The following is a 26,997-nucleotide window of genomic DNA, read 5'->3' as shown; positions in this document are numbered from 1 at the left end:
ACCTCTGAGGCCACAGTCACAAGCACGACGGCATGAGGCACGCGCCGGCCGGGTACGGTCGGCGCGTGCCTCATGATCGCGGTCACGCAAGGTCGCACAAGTTACGTGTTCACAAGCACCGAACCCCTGTGGCTCGCCGGCATGCACCGGCTCCCCCTCTGGCTCGCCGAAATGCAAGCTCTCCTCTGGCTAGCCGGGATGATGCCCGCGTTCCTCGGACCCGCCGAGGTGGCCGGGCTCCCCTGTCCTATGACACAGGTCTTACCGGCGTGCCAACGCGGCTATGGCGGCATGTCGGCATGCCAACCTACAGGACGGCGTCGATCCTCCTCGCCAGCTCGTGCTTGGGCATGAACCCCACGAACTTCTGGACCAGCTGGCCTCCCTTGAACAGCGCGAGGGTGGGGATGCTCATTATGCCGTACGTGGTCGCGGACACGCGGTTCTCGTCCACGTTCAGCTTGGCTACCTTCATTCTGCCCGCGTAGTCCGTGGCGATGTCCTCGACCACGGGCGCCATCATTCTGCACGGACCGCACCACTCCGCCCAGAAATCCACGAGCACCGGCTCTTCAGATTTCAGCACCTCTTGAGCGAAAGTGGCGTCGCTTACCTCAATGACTCCCTTCGTCATACCAACCCTTCCTTTCCGCTCTTTCCAAGTAGTGATTCTAGGATCCAGGCTATCGTCGACGGTGGTTGACGTTTGTTACGGATGCTCCTCAATCCATGAATCTCAATCTATGAATGAGGCCACAGTATAGGTTCACAGCTCGGGTCAGAACATATGCCTGGAATCGGGCAACCCCTGAATCCTTGCGCGACGACCGAAGTCGCGCAGGCAATCACGACAGCTTGCTGAAGATCTTCACAAACCTCGCGAGCGCCGCCCGGCTCGCTGGGCTTGCCTCCATGTCACGCGCTACGCAGTCCACCAAGTGAGACCCGGCAATGGCTATGCCGACCTGAGCCACCGCGGCCTTCAACGCCGCCACCTGGATGATCACGTCCTCGCAGCTCCGCCCGTCCTCGATCATTTTCCTGATGCCCCTGGCCTGGCCCTCGATGCGCTTCAGGCGAGAGACTATGTCGCTCCGCGCGTCGTCGCTCAGAACGAGGGCGTCGAGGTCCAGCGTAGCACCGTCACGTTCCGCCTGAATGCCTCCCCCGTTTCCGCTGCCAGCAAGCATGGAGCCGTCTGCTCCATTCATGCTCTCTACGCCGTCGCGCGAGTCCGGGGCGGCTTCGCCACCCTTCCCTCGGTCTTCTCGTGCAAGGGCCAGTTCTCCCCGGTCGGATAGCGATTTCTCCGGCACGTTCTCCACCGCGTGATTCACCCCACCGTCTGTCATTCGACTCTGGTCCACTCTGCTAGAACTCGCCGCCTCGCATGTCGCCCGGTCCATCGCCCCATTCGGGCGTTCGTCCGCCTCTCCCTTCTGTCATGCCGCGCCCCGGCCTCTGCCGATCCCGTTGAGGCGGCCACGCAATTCCCTTGCGGACAAGGAGTGCATGCCATCTATAGTAGGTACCCTGCCAGGTATAGTATACGCAGGTCTGGTCTGTCTTGTCAAGGAGATATCGGCCCGCATTGGACCCCACGAGCCTGATGGCGCGGGGAAGGCCGTGGCAACGGCGTGGCGCCAGCCCCGCGCGACGGCGGCGCCGGGCGCGGTGGGCGCGCGCCTGCGTGCCCGCCGCCCACAGAAAGCAGAAAAGGCAGAACGCAAGAAGGAGGGCCGAAGAACTCAAGTAAGGTTGCCGTCTTCGTCTTGAGGTCTTCACTTGAAGAAGACGTGGTTGCCTATTACCACAGTCACGGGCCTTGTCCGAACCCACGGGTCGTAGCTCTTCGCCGGGTTATAGAAACCTGTCGCCCCAAACGAAGGGTCCTCACCCTCGAGCGCCCGGTCGGCCGCCTCGATGGCGGTCTCGGTGGGCGGCAAGTTGATGGTGCCATTGGCGACGGGCGTGAACTGCACGTAGCCGTTGTCCACGTGAAAGATGACGTCCCGCACGGTGTCCGGATAATCCGGGCTTTCCACGCGGTTAAGAACGACCGCCCCCACGGCGACCTGCCCGTCGAACGGCTCCGCTTCCGCCTCAGCGCGGATCAGTCTTGCGAGGAGAAGGCGCTCTTCGGGGCTGGCCTGGTAGCTTTGTCCCGGCGGGGATGGCTCGGGAGATGGCTCGGGGAGCGGTTCAGGAGACGGTGCAGGCGAAGGGTCGGGCGTCGGCTCCGGTGTGGGTGCCGGGCTCGGCGGGAGGATCGATTCGTCGCCGGGGGCCGTGGCCGGCTGGCCTGTTGCCCCAACTGCAGCGAAGACCAAGACAAGCAGCAGGATCAACGAAATCGTGTTCGTGCTCATGCTTGGTCATTCGACAGACACGCACGCGATCATTCAAGCAATTGTTGGCTCGTCTGCCACACCCGAAGGCTACAAATTCCCCAGAGACCATTACGTCTGGGCACGCTTGCCTAGACACGCTCTTGAGGGCGCGGTTGCGGTTGCGCGAGACTGCAAGCGCAAGATGCCGCAAACGCACGATGCTGCGCACCACGGCTGCGTGCCCCGTCAAGCCACGGCAAGCCATGGCAAACCGTCGTAAGTTCGTACACCGTGGCCGCCCTGCCGGCGGGTGGCAGGGCGGCACTACGGCGCGTCGTAAGCTAATTGGTCTGGGACGTGTTTTCAGCTCAAAGCGCGTCCGTGGTCACCGAAAAGGTCTGCACGTCTGACGCGGACATGGACATCGTCTCCGGCTCGTAGCCAGCTGATAGGTCGAGAGGGTCCGAACCCGGGAGATTCGGCTCCAGGCTCAGAGCCATGACACCCCACGCGTACGTTTCACCTGGCACGAGTTCTTGAGCAGGTGGTGCGCCCTGGAAGCTGTTAGCGGCCGATCCGTACGTCACCGAGGTCGAGTCAGCTCCCCGCGCATAGCCTATCCACATCAGTGTAGCGTCTCCCCCCGTACTGGAGACGAAAACGAGATACGCCTCTGCTCCGGATACCCGCTCCCAGCGAAAAGCAGGTGTGGCGCCGTCCACTTCCTCGCCATCGGCAGGCCCCGTCAACACGACCTTCGTCAGAGGGGCTATGGGCGTACGCGCTACTGTAGGACTTTTTGGACCTTCACCGACACGGTTGTAGGCAGACACCGCGTACTCCACCCGCTGCCCCGGGGTGAGCACTGGCGAGCCGTCCATCCATCCGTCGCCCCACTCGCGCTTGATGTCGACCACGAACCGGCCGTTGCGGTACACTTTGTATCCCATCACGCCCGTCGGGTTCTCATAGCGCCAGTAGATGTTTGCAAATACCACCGCGTCCGATCCAGATGGCGTGCCGCGCACACTGGAGCCGGACTTAGCGCCGAACTCCCTGACCTTCCGCGCGGTCGTGGCCAGCGCCAAAGGCTCACCGTCTGAGCCGTCACTGAGGTCGCTCGGGCCCCACGGGAACTGGAAACATGAATAGTGAACCGTGCTCATTCCGCACCGCAGTTCGGAGGGCGCTACAGGCACTGTGCCCTGGCTCGTGGAGTTGTCCACCGTCACGGTGACCGTTCTGTACGCTATGTTATAGTTCGTATCCACTACCATCGCCATCAGCCGGTGCTCACCGTTGTTCCACCCGGTCTCTTCGCCGGGAAACCCGGTCACCGTGCTCCATTCCCAAACGAGGGTCTCCCCGGATACTATCTCAGCTTCCCCAGCTTCATTCCCAAACCCCCAGACGCATTCGAGCCCCTGATCCACGAACAACGCCACTCCAAAGACTCCGCTCGCGTCGCTAGGCGTCACCGCGACCTCCACTGTGCCCGATACTGTAGACGGGCAATCGATGGTGACGGAAGGGGGTACGTTCTCTACCAGACGTCCTTGGGTCACCTCCGCGTTCGGCCGTCTCCCCATGCGCAGTCCTACCTCGGTGGCGCTGTTGGCCTCGATCTTGATCCCGTACACCCTCACAGAGGGCCAGCCGGTCTTCTGAACCAGCATGTCATAGGTCCCCGGGCTTACGCTGGTAAAGGAGAACTTGCCCACCGGCGATGTCTTGGCCGTCTTGTTGGTTCCGACGAGGGTCGCCTGGGCATCCTGGACTCCCGGAGAAGAGGCGAAAAACGTGACTTCCATCTTCAGCGGGTCAGACACGTCGATCTCAGAGACGTACCCGACGACTGACCCGCTAGGGGCTGCGACCCCTCCACCTCCGAAGCAACCTGTCGCCCCAACGGAAACCAGGCAGCACAAGGCGAGCAAGACACACGAACCAACAGCTCTTCTCGCAGCGCTACGCGCTCCTCCCACATCACGGTTCATTGACATTCCCCTCCCGTTCTCCAGACTGCGTCTCTCAGATCCGGCGATCAGAACTGGTCGCGGTCACAAGCATCGAGCTACCATTGACTTGGACAGCCTCGTGCATCCCTCTGACTTGGACAGTCTCGTGCATCCCTCGCGTGGTCGCCTTGATCGCCTCGGTCGCCTTGTTTGAACGCCGGTTCCAGCCCGCCACCTGGGCGTCGCCACCGTTGCCCCGAAGCCCCGGGACGAGTCTCCCCGGGCGCCTCGCGCAGCCTTGCCCGTCCTGATTCGGCCCAGTACCGCAGCGTTTGCTCGCTTCCGCGCCGCCCCGACTTGCGGGCCTTGAGCCCTGGAGCAACGGCGCCATTGAGAGCAATACCGAGACGTACTGCGGCGCGTCTACACGTGTCCGGCAGACCGTACGCCTAGTGTTACGCCTAGTGTACGGATCGCCGGGTGCCAAATGCAGTACCGGAAACAGTTCCACATGTTCTTGGAACAGTTTGAGACTACGCAGGTTTTTGCGAATGAACACAGAATTACCTATCGGGGGATTCTTCCATTCAAACGACGTCTTCAGTGGCCGTCCGGTCTGGAGGTGATCAGCGTGCTGCCGGGAGATGGCGGGTTTGCCGGTCGCACGTTTATGTTCGTCGGGCGCAACAAAGAGCTTGCCGAATTACGCAAAGGAGTGGTCTCGCACCCGCATTATCGGGTGTTGAACGTCTACGGTCCCGCGGGGATCGGCAAAACGCACCTACTGTACCGTTTTGCGGATGAGCTTCGGGCACAGGGCGCATGCGTCATCTGGCTCAACGCCCTTGAGATCGAGCCTTCCATCGGGAGCTTCACCGAGGCTCTATGCCATTCGCTTGAGAAAGTGGCTTTTGCCTCATGCGCCATTGACTATCAAGCCTCCCTCTCGTCTACGAGTCAATCAACGTTTGACTCTATCGCATACTCAGAGACCGACTCGCCCGAGGCGGCGGTCTGCGAAAGAGCGCTCGGCGGGCCGAGCGATCCTCGACTGCGCAGGCCGCTCGGAGCGGGAAGCGCAGCCATAGAGAGTGCCGTTTCACTTCTAAGGTCGGTCGCTGATACGATGCAGACGGCTATCGTGATCGATGACTATGAAGCCGCCCCCATGTTTGACGACGTCTTTCGCCGGACGGTCTTGCCGGCTCTGGACAGGCGGACGCTTGTCGTCGTGGCGTCGTGGCACCCCCTCACTCGCCTCTGGGAGAGCGACCCCGCAAGCCTCTCAGAGACTCGCTGCATGGCTTTGCCATACCTAACGCCCCAGGAAGCTGAGGAAGTCCTGCGGCGTCGTGGGATCACGGAACAAGGCACGCTAGACCGGATCATCCTCTTCGCCGGCGGCCTTCCCTTGGCACTTGTACTGGCGGCCGACGCTGAACTCGGCGCGGAGAGCACCGAGGAATCAAACGTTGAGAAGAGGCGTCAAGCGACCTATCGTGGGGTTGCACATGAGGTATTCCGGCGCGTCGCACGGGAGATCGAAGACGGGGATACCTTGAGCCTTCTGGAGGCCGCGTGCGTTGTGCGCCGCTGCAACGAGGAGCTCCTCAGCCATCTTGCAGGCAGGCACGTGACCGCTCTCGACATCAACAAGCTGACCGGCCTGTCGTTCGTCCACCCGACCGAAGAAGGACTTGCTGTAGACGATGAGATCCGCAACGTGATCCTCGAGGATATGCGCTGGCGTGCCCCGAACCGGCTCGCAGCCCTGAGACGGCTTGCAACGGATTGGATGGGGAAGGACCGGAGGGTTCTGGGTACAGACGACATCCTGGAGTACGTCTTTCTAGCCCCTGACCCGCTACTCCGTCGCTATTTCTTTACTGAGTGGGGCGACGTCACTCTGTCTTGCGACGGTGCCCCGCCAAAGCTCTCTGAGATAGCAGACGTCTACCGCACGTGGATGCGCGAGTACCTCGGCCAGGAGGAAGACCGCCTGGGAGAGGTCGATCAGATTGCGAGTCTCTTCGAACTCTACAAGGACAGGTTCACAGCCGTGAGAGAGCCCGACGGGCGCCTCGCCGGCTTCACGTGTCTCATTCCGGTGGAGGAGCGCTCCCTTCCGATTCTCAGGATGTCGGAGGTTACGAGACTCTGCGTGGACAACCTTCCGGGCCCACGAAGCGCAAGCCATGTCCTTCTCTTCCCGTTCATCATGTCGAGCACCCATGCATACCAGGTGAGAGCCGCCCTCGTGAAGGCCGTGTTCGAATGGCAGACGAAACGCGACGTTCACGCGGTCTTCACTACGTGGGTTCACGACGAAATGGCCGCCTCGAGGGCGGAACAGCTCCTCTTCACGCAAGTGCGAGACCCCGTATGCATGGCGTACGGTCCCGGCATGCCAATCACGTACTACTACCTCGACCTCACGAAGAAATCCGCCCGCGCATGGATGAATGAGGTGCTGGGGCGGCAAGAGGGTCCACAGAGGGAAACCCTCTCCCAACAAGAGCTCCTTCAGGAGGTCGTTCTCTGCCTGCGCCATTTCTGGAACGACAGAAAGCTCGAGCACAGTAGGATGGCTCACCTTGGCGTCGTTGCCCGCCGGTTGGCGCGTCCTGGCGAGAGCGGAAAGGCTGACGGAGAATCGACCGATTCCATCCCGGCCTCGTTGCCGGCTGCCATTCGGTCCGTCCTCAAGGGTGCCCTCGATATACTCGCACAAGGGACGGGACGTTTCGCCTTCAGGTTCGGAGCGGAGGAGGCGAAGCTCGTCCGCATGGCCTACATCGACCGCGTTGGATCCCACGAGTGCGTGATGGAGCGGCTTGGACTACCTCGAACCACTTACTACAGACGTCTCCGGCAGGCTCTCCGAAACCTCGCCACAATACTGGCATCCCTGGAGGAAGAGCGAGGGAGCGTGTGACGGCGCGCGGACCGTAATCGCCGAAAGCGGGTCGCCTTGACAGCTCTCATTGTGCGTGCTACACTGCCATTAGCATCTCATATTAGGAGCAGGTGCTAATCATGCCCGTGCGCTGTGTGATGTTGCGTGGCGCCAGGCGTGGCATCTCACGGTACGGTGTCGTGCGGTGCCCCATTCCCGGCCTGTGCTTTATGGTGTCCCCGCATTCGATGATGGCCCTATCCTATGGCCCTATCTTAAGGAGGAGGCAGGGGCGATGAACTACTTCCTCACGGAAGAGCAACAGATGGTGCGCGATCTCGCGAGGAGAATCGCGGAAGAGAAGGTGGCGCCGCGTGCGGCCCAGTTCGATGAGGCTGAAGAATTCCCGTGGGAGCTCATCAGGGTGCTGGCTGATTCGGGTCTATTCGGAGTCTGGGTGCCGGAGGAATACGGCGGCCTCGGAGGCGGCGTGTTCGAGCAGTGCCTTGTGGTCGAGGAGCTGTCAAGGGCGTGCGGTGCCGTCGCCGTATCGTACGCCGCCAGCGCGCTCGGCGGCTTTCCTATCCTGCTTTTCGGGACCGACGAACAAAAGCGCAAGTACATGCCTGACATAGCGTCCGGGGCGAGACTCGCGGCGTTCGCGCTCACAGAGCCGGGAGCTGGGTCTGACGCGTCGAGCGTCCGCACCACAGCGACGCGCGATGGGGACTTCTACATACTGAACGGCACCAAGCAATGGATCACGAGCGGCGGCGAGGCCGAGATATACACTGTCATCGCCACGGTCGACCCGTCCAAAGGCGCGCGGGGGATGACGGCTTTCATCGTAGAGAAGGGCACGCCCGGCTTCGAATTCGGCAAGAAAGAGAAAAAGATGGGCATAAGGGCCTCCGCCACTCGCGAGCTCATCTTCAGCGACTGCCGCGTCCCCGCCGAGAACATCCTCGACCGCGAGGGAAAGGGCTTCATCGTGGCCATGCGCACATTCGACCGCACCCGCCCCGGCGTGGCGGCCCAAGCCGTCGGAATAGCCCAGGGCGCTCTCGACAGAGCCGCGAGGTACGCCACCGAGCGCGTGCAGTTCGGCAGGAGAATCGCCGAGTTCCAAGCCATCGAGCACATGCTCGCGGACATGGCCACGCAGGTGGAGGCGGCACGCGCCCTCGTATACGCGACGGCGCGCATGATCGACGCCGGTGAACGCGATTTCTCCAAGGAAGCGTCGATGGCCAAGGTTTTCGCTTCCGATGTCGCCATGCGCGTTACCACCGACGCGGTCCAGATCTTCGGGGGATACGGCTACATGCGCGACTACCCCGTAGAGAAGATGATGCGCGACGCGAAGATAACCCAGATCTACGAGGGCACCAACCAGATCCAGCGCTCCATAATCGGAAGCGCCGTGATCAAGGATGCCATGAGGGAGGCCGCGAGGCGGAAATGAACGTAGCCGTTCTCATCAAGCAGGTCCCCGAGACCACAGACGTGAAGATAAACCGGGAGACGAACACCCTCATGCGTGAGGGTGTCGCGTCCATCATAAACCCGTTCGACATGTACGCCATCGAAGAGGCGCTTCGCATCCGCGAACGGCACGGCGGCAAGGTCACAGTGATCACCATGGGCCCCCCGCAGGCGGAAGAAGCGTTGCGCCAGGCGCTCGCGCTCGGTGCGGACGAGGCCGTGCTGCTATCGGACAGGGCGTTCGCTGGCGCGGACACCCTTGCCACGTCGTACACGCTGGCGAAAGCCATCGAAAAGTCGGGCGGGTTCGACCTCATCGTGTGCGGCAAGCAGGCCTCTGACGGCGATACTGCTCAGGTCGGCCCGGAGGTTGCGGAGAACCTCGACATCCCCCACGTGACGTACGTCCGCAGGATCGAAGACCTCTCCCCTGGCGCGGGGCCCGCGGCCGGATCTGTCGAGCACGGCCCGGGAGGCGCCGGCGACAGCGCCGGTTGTTGTGGCGACCGTGAGCGAGGTCTCGCTCGGGGTTTCATCAGGGTGCAGCGCATGACCGAGGAGGGCTACGAGGTCATAGAGTCTCCCCTCCCGGCCCTCATCACCGTGGTCAAGGAGATAAACGAGCCCAGGATGCCCTCGATAAAGGGCATGCTCAAGGCGAAGAAGGCCGCGATCACGACCTGGACCGCGGCGGACCTCGGCGTGGACCCCGACCGCGTCGGCCTTGTGGGCTCGCCAACACGAGTCATCCGGGTGTTCACTCCCGAGCAGAAACGCCGAGGCGAGATAATCGAGGGCGAGACGATCCACGAAAAGGTGAGAATCCTCGTGTCGAAGCTCAAGGAAACCCACCTCGTATAGTCCGCCCGTCGGTTGGTGCGCCGCGACCACCGGTCTGCGGCTGTGCCGGTTCTCGAGTGCGAGGCCATGGGTTGCTGCGGTTGGATGGGACGTTTGGAGAGGAGCGGTGGAAGTGGCTGTTCGTGTCCTTTCGGATAGATGCACGGGATGTGAAGCGTGCGTAGGCTCGTGCCCGTACGGTGCCATCGCCGTGCGGGACAAAGTCGCAGTCTTCTTGGAAGATTGCATTCAGTGCGGAGCGTGCGCCGGAGCGTGTCCGGTGGAGGCCATCGAGGTAGAGGAAGTGCGTGCTGGAGCCGGGCATCAAGCACCCGAGGAGAGCGACGGCCAGGTGTCGCGGTCTGGGGGCACCAGAGGGCCAGAGAGCACTGCCGGGCAAGGCGGCGGCTCCGGACCAGGCACCGATGTCCGCGAATGGCGGGGCGTATGGGTATTCGTGGAGCAGCGGAGGGGAAAACCCTCGAGCGTGGTGTACGAGCTCCTCGGCGAAGGCAGAAAGCTCGCCGACGACTTGGGCGAAGAGCTTGCCGCCGTGCTCCTAGGCTACGACGTGGAAAGCGCAGCACAAGACGTCATCGCTCACGGCGCGGAGAAAGTATACGTGGTAGACGACCCTGCGCTCGCGGACTTCCAAGACGAGCCCTATGCTCAAGTGATAACCGAGCTCGTCCGGGAGTACAAACCGTCAGTCTTCCTCCTCGGCGCGACGACCGTAGGGAGGTCCTTGGGTCCGAGAGTGGCGGCTAGGCTCGAAACGGGCCTTACCGCTGACTGCACGGGGCTCGCGATCGACAGGGAAAGACGTTTGCTCCTACAGACCCGGCCTGCCTTCGGCGGAAACATCATGGCAACCATTCTCTGCCCCGATAGGCGCCCGCAGATGGCCACGGTGAGGCACAAAGTCATGAAGCGGGCGGCCCGAGATGACGCCCGGCGCGGCGATATCATCAAGCTCGTCAAAGAGGTCCTGCCGCCCAGAGCAAGGCTGGTCAGAGTGGTCGAGGAAACCCACCAGATGGTGAACCTCGCAGAGGCAGACATCATAGTCTCCGGAGGCCGAGGTCTCGGAAAGGCCGAGAACTTCAAGCTCATCGAGGACCTCGCACGCGTGCTTGGCGCCGCCGTAGGGGCGTCCCGCGCCGCGGTGGATGCAGGGTGGATACCGTACGCGCACCAGGTCGGGCAGACCGGCAAGACCGTGTGTCCCAAGATATACATCGCGTGCGGCATCTCCGGCGCCATCCAGCATCTTGCCGGGATGGGGTCCTCGGATATAATAGTTGCCATCAACAAGGACCCGTCCGCGCCCATCTTCAACGTGGCGACATACGGGATCGTCGGGGATCTCTTCGAGGTGATCCCCGTCCTAACCGCGGAGTTTGCCAAGACCGCGTACTCTTGACAAAGCCGCCAGGTCGTTGTAGCATCTAAAAAACGTTCCTTCTGGCCCAAGAACTTCATGAGGAGGTGGTCGCGAAGGCAGGCCACGGTTCTCACGAGGCGATCTCGTGTCTCACGAGGCGATCTCGTGTTCCGAACCATACCGCCGCTCGTATTGCTGTAACGGCTTGGCTGAGGCAGTTGTAGGAGCACGTTCACACCATGTCTGGCGCGCGGAGAAGCTGAGGAGCGAGAAGGACCAGCCCACGTCCACAGCTCTTGCCGAGGGATACTGTTGCTGACCGGCCTTGATCGTCCGCTTCGGGAAGTCCACGTTCCCTCAGGGGGTACCCTGCACCGTCCCGGCAACCCAGGCGCAAGCTTGGCGCAGGCGCATAAAGGTAGCAGGTCTGGCAGGCTTGCTTCCAAACCAGTCGTCTCCTTACGGCGGCGCTGCGGCCTTCGGGCGGGTCGTCCCGGCAGCTACTCACACGCACCAGCCATAGAAAGAGTCAACGTCAAGGAGCTGAGGAGTCATGAGAAGAAGAGCGATGGCTGGATGGATCATGCTACTGGTGCTGATCTACCTTACGGCCGCACTCGGGACGACCGCTGTCGCGGCCGGCAACACGGCTGAGAGGATCATCCGCCCCATCTACATTCTGACGAGGCCGCAGGCTTCCTCCCCAGATGAGTTCGAGAGCGCGACGCTCATAGCGAACGCCATGAAACAAGTGGGCCTGGATGCGCGCGTGAAGGTCATGCCTTGGGAGCAGATGGCCGACTTGGTCTGGTACCAGAGGGACAACTGGGACATGACCGGGTGGCAAATGACGGCACGGCCGGAGCGATTGGACCCCGACGAATTCATCTATAACCTGTTCCATTCGAGCACGGCCGAGACGGGCTACAATTTCGTGGGCTACATAAACCCGGCTTACGACAAGATCGCGGAGGAACAGCGGGTCACCATAGATCCCCAGAAGCGTAAGGAGCTCGTGCTGAAAGCCCAGCAACTACTGGTCGACGATGCCGTGTACGACTTCCTCGTGCACCAAAAGATCCCCATCGTCTTCAACAACCAGGTGTTCGCGCCCGAGTCCATCAAAGAAATGGCCGGCCTCGGCATCAAGAACTTCTGGACGTACATATACGCCACACCCAGAGGCGCGCAAAAGAACATGATCCTTAACAGCAACGACGCGGTCCAGGCGGTCAACCCCTTCTACATAAGCGGCACGGTCGACTCTTGGGTGACCGAGCTGGTTTGGGACCGGCTGATGCGCATGGGCACGGACGGGCTGCCGAAACCGTGGGCGGCCGAGTCCGTAAAATGGACGGCGAACGATCAGGTTAGGGTCGTTTTGCGGAAGGACATGAAGTGGCACGACGGCAAACCCGTGACCGCCGAGGACGTCAAGTTCTCCTTCGAAGCCCCGATGGGCGACGAGGTGCCCATGTACAAGCCGTTTGTAAGCAACATAGAGAAAATCGAGATCGCCGACGCGAGGACTCTCATCTTCAAGCTGAAGAGACCTTCAGCCGCCTTCGAAACCGCATGCCTGGCCAAGATAAACTTGGTCCCGAAGCACATATGGGAGCCGGTCCTGAAGGGTCTCCAGGGCAAGCCGGAGACCGCGGAAAGCTACCAGGAGAAGACTCCGATAGGATCAGGCCCCTTCAAGTTCAGCAGTTGGAAGTTCTCCGAGGAGATAGTCCTCGAAGCCAACAAGGCGCACTTCCAGCCCCCGAAGATTGAGAAGTGGATCTGTCGCTTCATTCCCAACATGGAAGCGACCCTAGGTATGCTCCAGACGGGGGAGATCAACTTCCTGGCGACATACGTGGGCGACCCACAGATCCTGGCGCAAAAGGTGAAAGCGAACCCATCCCTCACAATAGTATCCTCAGTGGATCTCGGGTTCAGGTTCTTCGCCATGAACTTACGTAGGCCGCCGTTCGACGACGTCGCGTTCCGGCGGGCGGTTCTAGCTTTGACCGACCGCCAGCTTATCGTGAACGCCGTGTGGAAAGGCTACGCGGTGCCGGCAGACTCCGTGGTCTCCCCTTCGTTGGAGTTCTGGAAGAACAAGAACCTCAACTACCCACAGGGCGGAGTGAAGGCCGCGAGGGACATCCTCAAAGCCGCGGGCTACGAGTGGGACAGCAAGGGCAGACTCCTCTATCCCGAGGGTAGGAAGGAGGAGACACCTCCGGCGTCCTAAGACGCTGGTCCGAGCTCGATTCATCGGCCCGCGCCTGATTCATTCACGGGCAGGGGGATCGGGAAACCGTGGTCCCGTCCCTTGGCGGTTCTCTCCTTTTCACCCTGCCCCGTTCTCTCGGCGCAACAAGGCACCGGCGTGCACTGGTATACCAGTGCACGCCGACAGGTGCTGCCAGGCTAGACGCTGGCGGAGGAGGATACGCTTTGAGGGTCAACTGGAAGTTCTTTGCGCAACGACTCTGTCAGATGCTCCTGACCCTTTGGATTATCGTCACCATCCTGTTCTTCATCTTCCGTTTGATGCCCGGTAACCCGTTGGTGGCGTACATTGACCCGACTTTCACGCAAGAGCAGCAAGAGCTCCTCATGCGCCAGTTTGGGCTGGACAAACCTCTGTGGCGACAGTACCTCGTATACGTAGGCAACCTTTTGAAAGGAGAACTCGGAGACTCATTCTTCTATAAAGACCCCGTGGTCGACGTGGTGTGGAAGGTCCTTCCCAATACGGTGTACCTCATGTTCACGTCGCTCGTGATCGCCTACGTCATCGGCGTGCTGGGCGGAATAGCCCTGGCTTGGAGGCGCGGAGAGAGGTTCGAGACTGTGGGAATCGTCTTCACCCTTCTTACCAGGTCCAGCCCTCAGTTCTGGGTGGGGATGATCCTTCTCGCTATCTTTGCGTTCAAGCTGCAGTGGTTCCCATCGGGAGGGTCCTCCCCCGCGGGCGTTGTCTACCCGTCAGAGCTGGCGAAATTGCTCTCACCGTCGTTCTGGCGGCACATGTTCTTGCCCGCGGCCACTCTCGCCCTGTACCTGCTTGGGCTGCCGCTCCTCATTATGCGCTCCAGTATGCTCGATGTCTTGGGCGAGGCGTACGTGGACATGGCACGGATGAAAGGCCTCTCCGACGCGCGCGTCATGTTCAAGTACGCCGCCAGGAACGCCGCGTTGCCGGTGGTGACCGCGATGGCAGTTGGAATCGGCTACGCGATCGGTGGAAACGTGGTGATTGAGACGGTGTTTAGCTGGCCGGGCCTAGGAAGGCTGCTCGTGAAAGCGGTGTCAGCGAGCGATTATCCCCTGTCTCAGGGCGCCTTTCTTCTCATCGCCGCAGTCATGGTGATCATGAACTTCGTGGCCGACATCTTATACAGCCTGCTGGATCCGCGGGTGAGCCTCGAGAGCAAGGGGGCGAGCCTATGACACGGAGTCAGACTGGTCTCGCAAGTGTCATGAGACGAGCTCTTACCGGCACATACGGATTCCTGAAGCGAGACAAGTTTGCGATGGCGGGAGCTGCCATCTACGTCTTCTTCATCTTGATTGCGGTATTCGCGCCGTACATCGCGCCCTATGACCCCCATGAATTGGTTATAGACGGCAGCGAACTGGCATCGAACCGCCCGCCTTCCTCCCGGCATCTTCTCGGGACTACCAACATGGGCAGAGACATATTCTCGCAGCTGGTACATGGCGCGCGTCCCGCCCTGACCGTCGGATTCAGCGCGGCCTTCTTCGTTGTGGTGCTGGGAACACTCGTGGGGCTTCTCTCCGGGTACTTCCGGGGATGGGTGGACACTGTGCTGATGAGATTGGCGGACGTGGCCTTCGGAGTACCCTTCGAGCCGTTCGTGATAGTGCTCGTTGGGTTCCTCGGGCCCAGCGTATGGAACATAGTGCTGGCCATGGCGCTCCTCCTCTGGCGGGACACCGCCAGGGTGATCCGGTCCCAGGTGCTGACGATAAGGGAGCGAAGCTTCATCGAGGCCGCCAGAGTCTCCGGTGCTTCGCACCTACGCATCATGTTCGTGTACATCGCGCCGAACATCCTCCCGCTCTCCTTTCTGTATGGGTCGCTTGCCGTCGGATGGGCGATCCTGACCGAAGCCGCCGTCAGCTTCCTGGGGTTCGGCGACCCCCAGGTGATGAGTTGGGGATACATGCTGCACGACGCATACGTGTCGCAGGCACTGTCCCGAGGAGCCTTTCACTGGTTCGTGCCGCCGGGAATATGCATCATGCTTACGGTAATGGCTGGCTTCTACCTGGGACGAGGCTCCGAGGAGATCCTCCACCCCAGATTGAAGGACGTGTGAGCGACGTGTGTGTGGCAAAGCGTTCCAGTGGACATCCTGGTGGAATCTGCAAGTTGCATTCGAGCGAATAGGCGCAACTGGAGAGGGACGACATGCCTTTGCTGGAAGTCAGGGATCTCAAGATCTACTACAAGACGACCCGCGGGTGCAACAAGGCGGTCGACGGCGTTTCCTTCAGCGTGGATCACGGAGAAAGCGTCGGCCTTGTGGGAGAGAGCGGCTGCGGCAAGAGCACCTCGGCGCGGGGGATCATTCGGGTAATGCCTCGAAACATGTACATAGCAGGCGGCAAGGTCATTTTCGAAGGAGAAGACCTCGTGCGCCTGCCTGAGAGCAAGATGCGCGGGATCCGCTGGAACAAGCTCTCTCTGATCCCGCAGGCCGCGATGGACTCCCTCAACCCGGTCTATCCCGTTCTCGACCAGTTCGTGGAGGTACTGCGTCAGAAGGGCGGGCTGGGCCGGAGGGAAGCGCGCGAGCGCGCCGGTGAATTGTTCCGCATGGTCGGCTTGGATACACAACGCCTGCGCTACTATCCTCATGAGTTCTCAGGGGGCATGAAGCAGCGCGCCGTGATCGCCTTGGCCCTTGCGTTAAATCCCAGGCTGGTCATTGCCGACGAACCCGTGACCGCGCTCGACGTCATCGTGCAAAAGCAGATTCTGGGGGAGCTGAAGAGGTTGCGCAGAGACCTCGGGCTCTCGCTGATAATGATCACGCACGACGTGTCGGTGGTCGCGGATGTCTGCGAGTCGGTAGTGGTCATGTACGCCGGCAAAGTAGTGGAAATGGGCGCGGTCAGGGATGTGCTCAAGAGCCCGGCGCATCCTTACACGATGGGATTGAGGAACGCTTTCCCGGATCTCCGAAACCCCCGAAAGACGCTCATATCGATCGAGGGTTCGCCGCCGGACTTGATAGAGCTGCCAGATGGTTGTCGGTTCGCCGGAAGGTGTCCATTTAGAGCGCCTCAGTGTGGAGAGCGGGCTCCGGAACTGGTTGAGGTTTCTCCCGGCCATCATTCCGCCTGCTTCCGTCTGGACGACATCGACCTACTGCGGCGGAGGGCTGAGGAGGTGGAAACGTGGCAGAGAGCGGATATGTCGTAGAAGTGCGGGACATCACGAAGCATTTCCCCGTCCGGCAAGGGTTGTTCCTCGGCAGGAGCAAAGGCGGCGTCCTCCGGGCGGTGAACGGCGTGAGCTTCAAGCTGAAGAAGGGTGAATCCTTGGGCCTAGCCGGAGAAAGCGGGTGCGGGAAGACTACTACAGGGAGAATCCTCCTGAAACTCTATGAGCCGACGGACGGCAAGTACTTGTTCAATGGCAAGGACGTCACAGACATCAAGCACGGCCAGGAGCTCAAGGAGTTCAGGAAGCAAGCGCAACTAGTGTTCCAGAACCCGTTCGAGGCGTTGAATCCCAGGTTCACGGTGTTCCGTTCCATAGCAGAGCCGCTCATCATCCACAACATCGGGAGCAAGAGCGAACGGGCGGACCTAGTGAAGGAAGCCTTGGAAACCGTGAACCTGAGGCCGGCCGAAGCGTTCTTCGACAAGTACCCGCACCAGATGAGCGGCGGGCAGCTTCAGCGGGTCGTCCTGGCCAGGGCGCTGGTGGTCGATCCCGTCTTCATCGTGGCCGATGAGCCCGTTTCCATGCTCGACGTCTCCATAAGGGCAGGCGTGTTGAACCTCATGAGCGAGATCGCACGGACGAGACGCCTCACCACGGTGTATATCTCGCACGATCTGTCGCTCATCAGGTACCTCTGCGACTACGCCGCGATCATGTATCTCGGACAGATAGTGGAGATCGGGCCTACGGAGAAGGTGCTGGACCAACCGGAGCACCCGTATACCCGGGCCTTGATCTCGGCTGTGCCTTCCCCAGATCCGGATGTGAAGGGGGAGGACCTCAACATCACGAGCCACGTGCCCAGCCCGATAGACCTGCCGCCGGGGTGCCTGTTCCAAGATCGCTGCCCCCACGCCGACCCGGTCTGCAGGCGAGTGCAACCTGCCTTAGTCGACCGAGGATCGGGTCACTCCGTGAGATGCCACATGGCGGCGGGAGCGGCGTAGGACGTGGGCCAAGGCGGGTCCCAAGGCGGGCCCCAGGGAACGGGAGCGAGAAACGAATGTTCCTCGAGGATGGCGCGCCGGCGCGAGGCAATGCGAGAGTCGGCGCAAACACACAAACACAGGAGACGGTGCGGAAGTCGCCTCTGACGCGAGTGTCTGGATCGGATGCTTGGGTGCTGATGCCCGGATAGGCTTGTCACGCTAACACGAAACACAGCATAAGGAGGAGTGCGGGTTGAAGATAGTGTACGTCGTGCCCGGCACAATGGATGAAGAAGAGATGGCGAGACGAGGGAGGTTGCTGCGAGAGTGGGCCGCTCCAGGAGTTGACGTCGACATCACCGGAGTGACGGAAGGGCCTGCGTCAATCGAATCGATGTATGAGGAGTACCTTAGCATACCCGCCACCGCGAAGAAGATCTTCGACCTGGAACAACAGGGGTACGATGCCGCCATCCTGGGGTGCGCGGGAGATCCCGGGCTCGACGCCATGCGAGAGATCACATCGAAGATGCTGGTGGTTGGCCCCGCGGAGGCCAGCTTCGTCGTCGCGGCGACGCTCGGCTACCGCTTCTCGCTCCTCACAGTCATGGATAGCATGATCCCCACAAGCTACGAACTGGTGCACAAGGCGGGCGTGGCTGCGAAACTGGCCTCCGTGAGGGCGGTGAACGTCCCCGTCCTGGAGCTTGCCGTCGATAGACAGGGCACTCTCGAGAAGATAATCGCGGTGGGACGCCGCGCCATCGAGGAAGACGGGGCGCAGGTACTGGTCCTCGGGTGCATGTCCATGGGGTTCTTGAACGTGGCAGAAGATGTCCAGGCAGCGCTGGGCGTGCCGGTGGTGAACCCGTCCAAGGTGGCGTTGAAGGTTGCCGAAGCCTTGATCGGCGCGGGCCTGCGTCACTCCAAGAAGGCGTTCGCGCTGCCGCCGAAGCTCGCGGGGGGTAGGGTGGCCTCCATCGACGACCTGTATGTGAGGCTCTGATCCAAATCATACCAAGCCGGGCCACCTGCGTGCACCACGCGCCGGCCGTCGCCCGACGCCGCCACCGTGCCGTGCTCGAGCCACCGCGCCACATTACCGCTGTTGAGTCAAGGTGCGGTGGCCGGCTCGGGACGGTCCCGCCCGTCTGGCACGGCTTGGCCCCCGCCCGCCGGACGCAACCAGACCCATGAGCCGCCCTCACGGTCCATTGCATCGCAAGCGTTCAGCTTTCCAAGGCAGTGCCGAATACGGTCCGGTACAAGTCCTCTCCGTAGCTGGTGTTCAGTGGCTCCCCTTCGTGCAGCTTGAAAGTACGTCCACCGTCGCTTTCCCTTTCGGCCCGCAAGAACACCGCGTTCTTCATTCGCCTTTCATAGACGCCATGAGCAAACTCGTACAGGTGCGTAACGAAGAACACTCTGACGCCCTTCTCGACCAGGGCGTCAACGATCTGCCTCGCGATCTCCGAGCCCTCTCGCTCGTTTGTGGCGGCAAACGACTCGTTGAGCAAGATTATCGTGTCCGGCCTCACATGGTCGACGATGGCGCTCATTCTGCCGAGCTCCTCATCCAGTTTCCCGCTTCTCATACTAGCATCTTCCTCTCTCCTAAAGTGTGTGAAGAGGCCATCGCAGACGCTAGCAGAGAATGCCTCCGCCGGCACGAACATCCCAGCCTGCATCATCAACTGAGCCACCCCAATGCTTCGCAAGAACACTGATTTGCCACCCTGATTCGCGCCTGTGATCACCATGAGGGTCTTGTCGTCTGCGCTCAAGTCGTTGCCGACGACCCTTCGCTCCGTATTCAAGGTTAGGCAAACATCGTATAATCCCCTGAATGAGAGGGTGCGCTTGCCGGCAACCTCGGGCCTGGGAAGACACGTTGGTTCACCCTTTCGGGTTAAATGGTCATGCAAGTTCAGGCAGCCCACGTAGAAGGCCAACTCCGTTCTCAACATATCGAGAAAGCCGAGAATGTGCTCTGCCGACTGCGCGGCTACATTCGCCACAGGGGCAATGCCTCTGTCTCGCAGTTCAGAGAGCGCTCTCGCGCCGCTTTCATCACGAGGGGCGATCCGAAAGGTGTAAGCGGGCGGCTTCTTAGAGAGGAGCCGCCTCAGCCAGTCTTGCCTTTTCTCCTGAGTCATTCGAAGTACGTAATTCGTACCACAATTGCCTTCACCCAACTCAGCGCTGAGCAACACGCCGTCTCGGAATTCCAGCTTCCTTAGATGCTCTCCAATCTTGGTGAGGAATTCATCGTTGAGTTCCTTCCTCAGCATCCCAAGCAGCGTGTTGAATCCGTCCGACTCAAACTTGCCGGCATTCTCATCCCCGATCTTCCTCAGGTTCTTGAGCACGCCCCAAAGCATTTTCAATACTCCAACGGACCTATGTAAGATCGAGGCGGGGTACTTGCCGAAGATACCAAAGGTGAAAGCGCTTTTCTCCTGTTCAGCCGCTTCGGTCGCGAGCCGGTAGATGTCCATCACTATTGACGGATGTCTCAGGCAATCGCTGAGGACTTGCTGGCGATATGTTATCGTTTCGGGACCATTCGTGAGTCCTGACAAGAGGGCCCTCTTCGAGACTTCGAACACGAGATCGTCGTCGTGCGCCATGGCGCGGAACAATGTGTCCAACTCCAGGTCCTGTACGAGCGCTTCTTCGTTCCACAGTGGCCTCTGATCCAGACGGAAATTGCAATCCTTGTACATCAGACACGCTTTCATGAGTTCAGACGCTCCTTGAGACACGCGTACGTCAGCCGGTACTTCTCCGCTATCGCCGCAGCGTATGCTCGCCCGTCCGGCGGCTTCCTGACGATCTTGTACGTTCGCACGGCCGGGTTATCGGGAGGCACCGTACTGACCATGCTTACAATCTTCTCGCTCAGCGAAGCCAACTCGTCTAGGAAAGTCACGTAAACGCATAGCGCGTCCAGCGAAATTACACGCTCGAGGATCCTCTTGCCCAAGAACACGGCGTCATGCGATGTGGTGGAGGTGAAGAGCTCGTTCATTATGATGATACTTCTCGGGGTCGCCTGGGTCAGGATGGAATGAACCCTGACTAAGTCGTCTTGCAGCTTTCCGCGAAGGTTCTTTATGTCCTCCTCTTTCTCAAAGTGAGTAAACAGGCGATCACACAAGAAGAGCCGAGCCTCTCTGCCCGGAACCGGGCACCCCAGCGCTGCCAAATGATGCAGCTGCCCAAAGGTCCGAGCGAAAGTTGTCTTGCCGCCTTGATTCGGGCCGGATACAATCAGTATGCGCTCTTGACCTTCCAAACGAAAATCATTGCAGACCACGGAGGAACCTTCCTTGAGCAGCCTCCTGGCCAGGGCTAGGTCAAACCCCTCTCTGCTGTATACTTCTTTGCTATCGGCGGAGATGTTTGGGAGACAAAACGGAAGGCCCGCCTGCTTTAGCGGCGCGATGTACTCCAGATACGCAACGTAGAACTGAACCTCTCGGTCAAAAGCCGCTATGACTTCATCGAGATAGCCTCCGTGTTCCGTACAGTAATGGTCTAGACGCGAGAAGACGTCAGGGTACAACTTAGCCACGAGCTCCAGTATCTCAGCTTCAACATGGTTCATGGGAGATCCGCTTGACGAAGACTCTCGTGCCCCCTTGGATTGTCCCTGCCGGAACTTGGCAAAGGTCGCCTCGACATCTGCGCTGTAGTCGATCTGTGATTCGTACTTGCGGACCGTCACTTGATCACCCTTGATTAACACGCAATACCTAATTGACGCCAGATCGGCTTTCAGCCGGTCCGTCTCCGCCATCAACGAGGCGAACCCATCTGAGGTGACATAGTCACTCAAGTACCTACGAAAAGCCACAAATCCAGTCGACGTCAGGTCTTCACGGGACAAGGCTCGGAGCAGCTCGCTGACGGCGTTGCAGTAGACTCCTATAGCCTCCAGGAACCACCGCTGCTTCTCGTACTTGTAAAAAGACTCGCCGGCTCGAGACAGGTGCTCGCGCATTATTCTCATCTGTCTTCCAAAGGCTCGTACGTGATCGAGCACGCTCGGGCTTTCAAGCTCAAGCATTACTTCCTGGCGATACTTGATCGTCTCGAGATCGTCCAGTGCGACATGAAAGAAAGGCTCCAGGTTGTACTCATGCTTCTGGGCAGTGATGGCGTCCACAATTTGATCCAGGTTCAGGTCGACAAAATAGGAGGGGGCTTCCGGAGTTTCCGCTATTCTGCTGCTCCTATCGCTCTTGCCCTCTGGAAACAGTATGCTACGGAAAGTCATGGGATTGGCACCTCTTTCCCGTTCCCCGTCCGGAGTGCCGGCGGCAGGATGATCAGGTCGCTGAGAGCTCCCTCCTTACGGCAAAGAGAAGTGGGACGGACACCACCTGTAATGCGATAGAGAATAAGATGACCTGTGCTATGGAAACGCCATACAACAGTCCCATGATTGTGCTTCCTAGAAACCAAGAGAGACCGTAAACCGTGTTGAATATCCCGTATGCCACCCCTCTGCGCCCGGGCGAGATCATGTCAGCAATCGCCGCGCGCATGATGGTCTCCTGAATTCCCATTACCGCGCCCCATAGCAGCACTCCAACCACGACTGCGTGGTAGCCACGGGAGAACGTCAAGGCGGAAATCGGCAATGCAAGAAGCGGCACTGCCATGAGCGATAACAAGCCGATGCTGTCGTACAGCCGCCCTATGAGAAGGGCCACCAGGGCGTCGACCCCCATGGCGAGCGCAAAGAGAACGGGTATCAAGACATCTGATACCACTGACAGGGTCTTGAAATGGTAGGAGATCAACTGAAAGTGGACGTACCCCGCCACACTCACTGCAACGAAAGACAGATAGAGCCAAAAGACACGCGGAAGGAATCGGGTGTTGGTGGCATCGGGAGTCTCCCCAGCCTCCGTGTCCCTCTCCAGCTTCTCGGGGCTAGGGTATTGCATCCGAGCGAGAATCAACACCAGGAGGGCAACCAGGGCGGGAATGAGAAGTATCCCGAACGCCACATGGTACCCGCCTCGGAGACGGAGGATTACGGAAACGATAATGGGCCCCAAGATAGCTCCGACTTGATCCATCGCCTCGTGAAGCCCGAACCCCCAGCCTCGCCCTATCTCCCGCGTGGCGTGCGAGAGCATTGCGTCTCGAGCCGGTGTGCGGATCGCCTTGCCCAACCTCTCGGCAACGATCAGAAACGCCGCAACTTGCCAGCGACCGGCCAATGCCAAGAGAGGAACCGCGACAAGATTGATCGTGTATCCGATCAACGTAATGCTCCAGTAGCGACCGGTCCGATCCGCCAGATAGCCCGACACCAAACGGATTCCATACCCGATGAGTTCCCCCATCCCGGCCGTAATGCCGGCCGCTGCGGCAGTGGCCCCCAAGAGAGACAAGAACGGGCCTGTGATGCCGTGCGCTCCTTCATAGGTCATATCAGCAAAAAGGCTGACAATGCCAAGGAGGAGAATGAACCTCATTGTTCTGCGCAAACTCGTTCCATGCTGACCACTACGCCCCTGGATATCTGCCGCGTTCACCTTCGCGTCCTCCCCATGTCCCGCGCTCGCACATCTTGACAAGTGCTTCGGAACACCCTTAGCTTTTCGAAAGCACCCGTTTTCATCCTTGCCTCATCCGCGCGTGATGGCCACGAATCAAGTCCGATTCTCGGCGCGGCAGAGCGTGAACACGCTCCAAGCCACCAAGGCACCGGCTGCTAGGCTCCTTTGTGCCGCAGCACCTTTTGCGGCCGAAGCTTCCGCCATCCCACCGCACCTGTGCAAGGGCAGGCGACAATGGCGTGTCCTAGGTTGACCTTCTCTGCCAGCCTGTCAAGATCTGATTACAAAGCGAAACCCTCCGTGTTTCCGCCAGGAATCACGGAGGGCTGTTCTTCGTCTTCGTCTGGGGTCTCAGGCCGTGCACGAACCCCTCAAACGAACGAACAAGCTCCCACCGATCTCCCTGACATCCATTTCCGGTAGGAGCTATCAGCTTCGACAGCGTCGAGCACTTGGGCGAGCCCCATCGCCGCTTGGGCCTCTTCCTCTATGTGGTTTATTGTACCAAACAACTCTCTGAGAATCAATCCTCTTGTCTCGGTCCTCTTGTCTCGGCCCCTCCACAGGCAAGTCTCCGTAAGGCTCTGGAAGTACATTCTAATAGCCCTTGACGCCGCGTTTGCGCTCTGGTAACATCAAACTGACAACCGAGATGTGGCGATGAGGCTCGCCAAGATTCGACCGCAACCGCCTTATGGCTGATAGCCTCTACGGCTCGTGTGAGATGCGTAGAGGTTTTTGCTTTTGGGAGGGGCGCCGCGGTGACAAAGCACGCGACTTACCACAATCTCAGAGACGCAATGAAGAAACCGGGTTGTTTCGTGTGCCGGCTCACCAATGAGATGGTCGACCGTTACCTCGATATGTTCCTCTATGAGAACGTCAACGATGTTGATGTAAGAAGAGACTTGAGGGAGTCCAACGGTTTCTGTCCCACACATGCCCGGCAGCTACGCGAACACGGGGATCCTCTGGGCCATTCCATCATCTATGTTGATCTGATTGACGGCGTTCTTGACTCTCTCAGGAGCCTGCTTGCGTCCCACCTCCACCCTTCAGGCAAGCTGACGATCTCCCAAGTAAGGCGACTGGTGCCCGGGCAAGAGTGCCCGGCATGCTGTGTGGCACGCGAATCCCAGGAAAGGTATGTTGCTGTTCTCCTTGAGGAACTTACGTCCGATCCCTTGTTTGAGATGGAGTTCGCAGCGTCCTCCGGCCTATGCCTTTCTCACCTTGCGCGAGCTCTTGAGGTTTCGCGGAACGCCGAGACCGCGAGGCGGTTACTCAGGGTATCCATCGGAAAGCTGGAAGAGTTGAAGACGCATCTCGGAGAGGTCATTCGAAAGCACGACTACCGTTTCTCAAAGGAGCCGTGGGGCGATGAGAAGGACGCGTGGATAAGGGCTACACAAGTCTGGAGCGGCCTCCCGCAAACCGCGCTGCCTACCGCGCCGCCTCATGGGTGAACGCTAAGGGATGGGGAGCTCCCATCCTAAGCGACCATCCCAAGCGATAAGGAACGACGAGGAGGTTTCACTAGAAGGGTGGCTTGGATCTTCTCAGGCAAGTCCCGAGAAAGTCGGAGACGGTCTGCCTGTCAAAGTCAGGGTGAGGACCACCCGGACATCGAGACCCTCCTTGCCGAGATCAGCGTCCTCAAGGAAGACAATGGGCGTCTCCGGGCGGAGATCGAGAGACTCACTTGCGAACTCATGGAGGCGAATGCCTCGTATAGTTCGATGAAGTACCGTGTCTTTGAGGCTGAACAGAGTTCGAAGCGCATGGAGCTTGCTACCGGCGCGTTGGTGAACGAGAACAAGTGGCTCAAGGATGAAGTCAAGAGGCTCCGCACAGAACTCGCGACCCTTCGAGGAGAGGCTGGCCCCGAGAATCAAGAAAGGCGCACTCCGAGCATATTCGCCAATTGGGGCCGGAAGGCCGACTAGACCTTGCGGGGCGCCAGCGTGAGCCTCCACTTGAGGTCAAGAGAGCTGACGGCCTCGAGGCGGAACACTGGATTGCGAGCACGTCGCTAGCTTGGAGTGTGGGACCTGCCTAGCTGCAGATACTACTTATCTGCAGATACTACTTGTGTGGAGCAGCGGTCCTGTGCGCAATGAAGTGCCAAGAGAGTCCGTACACAACGAACAGGGAGGGCTGGGATCGTGAATCTCGTTGAACTCGTCCCCGTCATCATTGGGTTCTTGGGGTTGCTGGTCGCGTTTGGTGTGGCCAAGTCCATATCGAGGGCGCCTTCAGGAACGCCAGCGATGCGTGAAATCGCGCAGGCCATCCACGAGGGAGCCATGGCTTTCCTGTACAGGGAATACAGAACCCTGGTCTGGTTTGTGGTCGCCCTTGGAGCGGTCTTGGCGTGGAAAGTGAGCTCTCGGACTGCTCTCTCCTTCGCCATCGGTGCGACCCTCTCCGCCCTGGCAGGGTACGTGGGAATGAATGTGGCCACGATGGCCAACGTGAGGACCTCCAAGGCTGCCGAAGAGTCTCAGAGCAAGGCCTTGAACATCGCTTTCTCAGGTGGGGCGGTGATGGGAATCTCCGTCGCGGCCCTCGGACTCGCTGGGCTGGGTGCTCTCCACCTCGCCTTCCGTAACCCCGACATAGTGAACGGTTTCGCTCTCGGAGCTAGTTCGATAGCCTTGTTCGCTAGGGTCGGAGGAGGGATCTACACCAAGGCGGCGGATGTCGGCGCAGACCTTGTAGGAAAGGTCGAGGCCGGCATTCCCGAGGACGATCCCAGGAACCCGGCGGTGATTGCCGACAACGTGGGCGATTGTGTCGGTGACACCGCAGGGATGGGAGCCGATCTCTTCGAATCGTACGTGGGATCAGTGATCGCAAGCATGGCGATAGGACTGAGCCTGTACGGAGCGACGGGAGCGCTTCTCCCGCTGCTCCTGGTCAGTGCCGGACTTGTCGCTTCCCTCATCGGGGTGGGGTTCGTGAAGTGGCGAGGAGGCGCCAACCCCCAGGGTGCATTGCGGAATGGGACCTATGTGAGCGGAGCTTTGGCCGCTGTGTTCTTCTACTTTGCGATCACGACGCTCTTAGGAGAGGTCGGCCCATTCTACGCAACCGTAACAGGGCTTTTCGCGGGAATCGTCATCGGAGCGATAACCGAATACTACACGTCTGGTCCTCCGGTAGTTGAGATCGCCCGGTCATGCCAGACAGGGGCCGCTACCAACATGATAACGGGGCTCTCCATCGGTATGCAGAGCACCGCTCTCCCGATAGCGATCATTGTCATTGCCATCTTCCTCGCGTATCGTTTCGCGGGGCTTTACGGCATTGCCCTTTCAGCTGTTGGCATGCTCTCAATCGTTGGGACGACGGTGTCAGTGGACGCGTACGGCCCGATCGCGGACAACGCGGGCGGAATAGCCGAGATGGCCGGACTAGGTAAGAACGTGCGGAAGATCACCGACTCGCTGGATGCGCTCGGGAACACGACGGCCGCTATCGGCAAGGGCTTCGCTATCGGCTCCGCCGCCCTCACTGCCCTTGCGCTCTTCGCGGCCTATACCCATGCGGTGCGTCTTGACCGCATAGACGTCACACGGCCCGAGACGATGATGGGCCTCCTGTTCGGAGGCATGCTTCCCTTCGCTTTCTCTTCCATGTCTCTCAAGGCTGTGGGTCGGGCAGCGTTCCAGATGGTAGAAGAGGTGCGCCGCCAGTTTCGCGAGATAGATGGCCTGATGGAGAACAAGGCAAGAGCCGATTACGCGAGGTGCGTGGACATCAGCACGCGGGCTGCCTTGAGGGAAATGATCCTCCCCGGCGTCCTGGCTGTGTTGTCGCCCGTGGTGATCGGGCTGTGGTTGGGGGCCGAGGCATTGGGTGGGCTCCTTGCGGGATCTCTGGTGACCGGTGTGGCTTTGGCGATTCTGATGACAACCGGTGGAGCCGCGTGGGACAACGCCAAGAAGTACATTGAGTCGGGCAATTTGGGCGGGAAAGGCACCCCTACGCACTCAGCGGCCATAGTTGGAGACACCGTGGGAGACCCCTTCAAAGATACCGCGGGGCCCTCGCTGAACATCCTTATCAAGCTCATGGCAATCGTTTCGCTGGTTCTTGGGCCTTTGTTCGTGTAATC

The 26,997-nt window shown here is 60.1% G+C and carries 20 protein-coding genes and 2 riboswitches; of the genes, 13 read left to right on the top strand and 7 right to left on the bottom strand.

The window, feature by feature from the left end; all coding sequences use genetic code 11:
• Positions 1-307 precede the first annotated feature (307 nt).
• The 4 genes from trxA to NUW12_08330 form a co-directional block, all read right to left on the bottom strand.
• Positions 308-634, bottom strand: a complete 327-nt coding sequence (trxA, locus tag NUW12_08345; protein ID MCR4402781.1) for a thioredoxin — start codon at positions 632-634, stop codon at positions 308-310.
• 211 nt (positions 635-845) lie between these two features.
• A complete protein-coding gene (locus NUW12_08340) occupies positions 846-1,352 on the bottom strand; it encodes a metal-sensitive transcriptional regulator (GenBank protein MCR4402780.1) in 507 nt (168 codons plus the stop codon).
• A 429-nt stretch (positions 1,353-1,781) separates the two neighbouring features.
• Complete coding sequence (locus tag NUW12_08335) at positions 1,782-2,369, bottom strand: cell wall hydrolase (protein ID MCR4402779.1); 588 nt, start codon at positions 2,367-2,369, stop codon at positions 1,782-1,784.
• 329 nt (positions 2,370-2,698) lie between these two features.
• Positions 2,699-4,327, bottom strand: a complete 1,629-nt coding sequence (locus NUW12_08330) for a carboxypeptidase-like regulatory domain-containing protein (GenBank protein MCR4402778.1) — start codon at positions 4,325-4,327, stop codon at positions 2,699-2,701.
• A 592-nt stretch (positions 4,328-4,919) separates the two neighbouring features.
• Between NUW12_08330 and NUW12_08325 the strand changes: the two genes are divergently transcribed.
• The 10 genes from NUW12_08325 (at position 4,920) to NUW12_08280 (ending at position 18,304) form a co-directional block, all read left to right on the top strand.
• Positions 4,920-7,223 carry a DUF1492 domain-containing protein gene (locus tag NUW12_08325; protein ID MCR4402777.1) on the top strand — a complete coding sequence of 768 codons (2,304 nt, stop codon included), beginning with the start codon at positions 4,920-4,922 and terminating at the stop codon, positions 7,221-7,223.
• 256 nt (positions 7,224-7,479) lie between these two features.
• Positions 7,480-8,649, top strand: coding sequence for an acyl-CoA dehydrogenase family protein (locus tag NUW12_08320; protein ID MCR4402776.1), 1,170 nt, complete (start codon positions 7,480-7,482; stop codon positions 8,647-8,649).
• Positions 8,646-9,530, top strand: coding sequence for an electron transfer flavoprotein subunit beta/FixA family protein (locus tag NUW12_08315; GenBank protein MCR4402775.1), 885 nt, complete (start codon positions 8,646-8,648; stop codon positions 9,528-9,530). The genes NUW12_08320 and NUW12_08315 overlap by 4 nt, the downstream gene beginning before the upstream one ends.
• Positions 9,531-9,642: 112 nt before the next feature.
• Entirely contained in the window at positions 9,643-10,932 is a 1,290-nt protein-coding gene (locus NUW12_08310) for an electron transfer flavoprotein subunit alpha (protein MCR4402774.1), read from the top strand.
• A gap of 514 nt (positions 10,933-11,446) precedes the next feature.
• The gene (locus NUW12_08305) at positions 11,447-13,135 is read left to right on the top strand and encodes an ABC transporter substrate-binding protein (GenBank protein ID MCR4402773.1); all 1,689 of its coding nucleotides are present in this window, start codon (positions 11,447-11,449) and stop codon (positions 13,133-13,135) included.
• 206 nt (positions 13,136-13,341) lie between these two features.
• Positions 13,342-14,340 carry an ABC transporter permease gene (locus NUW12_08300; GenBank protein MCR4402772.1) on the top strand — a complete coding sequence of 333 codons (999 nt, stop codon included), beginning with the start codon at positions 13,342-13,344 and terminating at the stop codon, positions 14,338-14,340.
• Positions 14,337-15,233, top strand: a complete 897-nt coding sequence (locus NUW12_08295; GenBank protein ID MCR4402771.1) for an ABC transporter permease — start codon at positions 14,337-14,339, stop codon at positions 15,231-15,233. Before NUW12_08300 ends, NUW12_08295 begins: the two co-directional genes overlap by 4 nt.
• 92 nt (positions 15,234-15,325) lie before the next feature.
• Complete coding sequence (locus NUW12_08290; GenBank protein ID MCR4402770.1) at positions 15,326-16,342, top strand: ABC transporter ATP-binding protein; 1,017 nt, start codon at positions 15,326-15,328, stop codon at positions 16,340-16,342.
• Positions 16,318-17,316 carry an ABC transporter ATP-binding protein gene (locus NUW12_08285; GenBank protein ID MCR4402769.1) on the top strand — a complete coding sequence of 333 codons (999 nt, stop codon included), beginning with the start codon at positions 16,318-16,320 and terminating at the stop codon, positions 17,314-17,316. The genes NUW12_08290 and NUW12_08285 overlap by 25 nt, the downstream gene beginning before the upstream one ends.
• 244 nt (positions 17,317-17,560) lie before the next feature.
• Positions 17,561-18,304, top strand: coding sequence for an aspartate/glutamate racemase family protein (locus tag NUW12_08280; GenBank protein ID MCR4402768.1), 744 nt, complete (start codon positions 17,561-17,563; stop codon positions 18,302-18,304).
• Positions 18,305-18,527: 223 nt separating this feature from the next.
• On the opposite strand, the gene NUW12_08275 is transcribed toward NUW12_08280, so the two are convergent.
• Genes NUW12_08275 through NUW12_08265 form a run of 3 tightly spaced genes read right to left on the bottom strand, consistent with a single transcriptional unit; the run spans position 18,528 to position 22,853 of the window.
• Positions 18,528-20,039 carry a DNA mismatch repair protein MutS gene (locus NUW12_08275; GenBank protein ID MCR4402767.1) on the bottom strand — a complete coding sequence of 504 codons (1,512 nt, stop codon included), beginning with the start codon at positions 20,037-20,039 and terminating at the stop codon, positions 18,528-18,530.
• Positions 20,036-21,580, bottom strand: a complete 1,545-nt coding sequence (locus NUW12_08270) for a DNA mismatch repair protein MutS (protein ID MCR4402766.1) — start codon at positions 21,578-21,580, stop codon at positions 20,036-20,038. The genes NUW12_08275 and NUW12_08270 overlap by 4 nt, the downstream gene beginning before the upstream one ends.
• Before the next feature lie 52 nt (positions 21,581-21,632).
• Positions 21,633-22,853, bottom strand: coding sequence for an MFS transporter (locus tag NUW12_08265; protein MCR4402765.1), 1,221 nt, complete (start codon positions 22,851-22,853; stop codon positions 21,633-21,635).
• 437 nt (positions 22,854-23,290) lie between these two features.
• Positions 23,291-23,357: riboswitch (Fluoride riboswitch) on the bottom strand.
• Positions 23,358-23,524: 167 nt separating this feature from the next.
• A riboswitch (Fluoride riboswitch) is annotated at positions 23,525-23,595 on the top strand.
• 43 nt (positions 23,596-23,638) lie between these two features.
• Here NUW12_08265 and NUW12_08260 point away from each other — a divergent pair.
• From NUW12_08260 to NUW12_08250, 3 genes are all read left to right on the top strand, one after another.
• The gene (locus NUW12_08260) at positions 23,639-24,343 is read left to right on the top strand and encodes a DUF6062 family protein (GenBank protein ID MCR4402764.1); all 705 of its coding nucleotides are present in this window, start codon (positions 23,639-23,641) and stop codon (positions 24,341-24,343) included.
• Between the two features lie 78 nt (positions 24,344-24,421).
• Positions 24,422-24,823 carry a hypothetical protein gene (locus tag NUW12_08255; GenBank protein ID MCR4402763.1) on the top strand — a complete coding sequence of 134 codons (402 nt, stop codon included), beginning with the start codon at positions 24,422-24,424 and terminating at the stop codon, positions 24,821-24,823.
• A 216-nt stretch (positions 24,824-25,039) separates the two neighbouring features.
• Positions 25,040-26,995, top strand: a complete 1,956-nt coding sequence (locus NUW12_08250; protein MCR4402762.1) for a sodium-translocating pyrophosphatase — start codon at positions 25,040-25,042, stop codon at positions 26,993-26,995.
• The last annotated feature ends 2 nt before the right edge of the window (positions 26,996-26,997 follow it).

Source organism: Bacillota bacterium, assembly GCA_024653485.1.
Lineage (GTDB): Bacteria > Bacillota > SHA-98 > UBA4971 > UBA4971 > UBA6256.
Note: the sequence above shows the minus strand (reverse complement) of the source record. Positions and strands in the feature narration are given on the sequence as shown.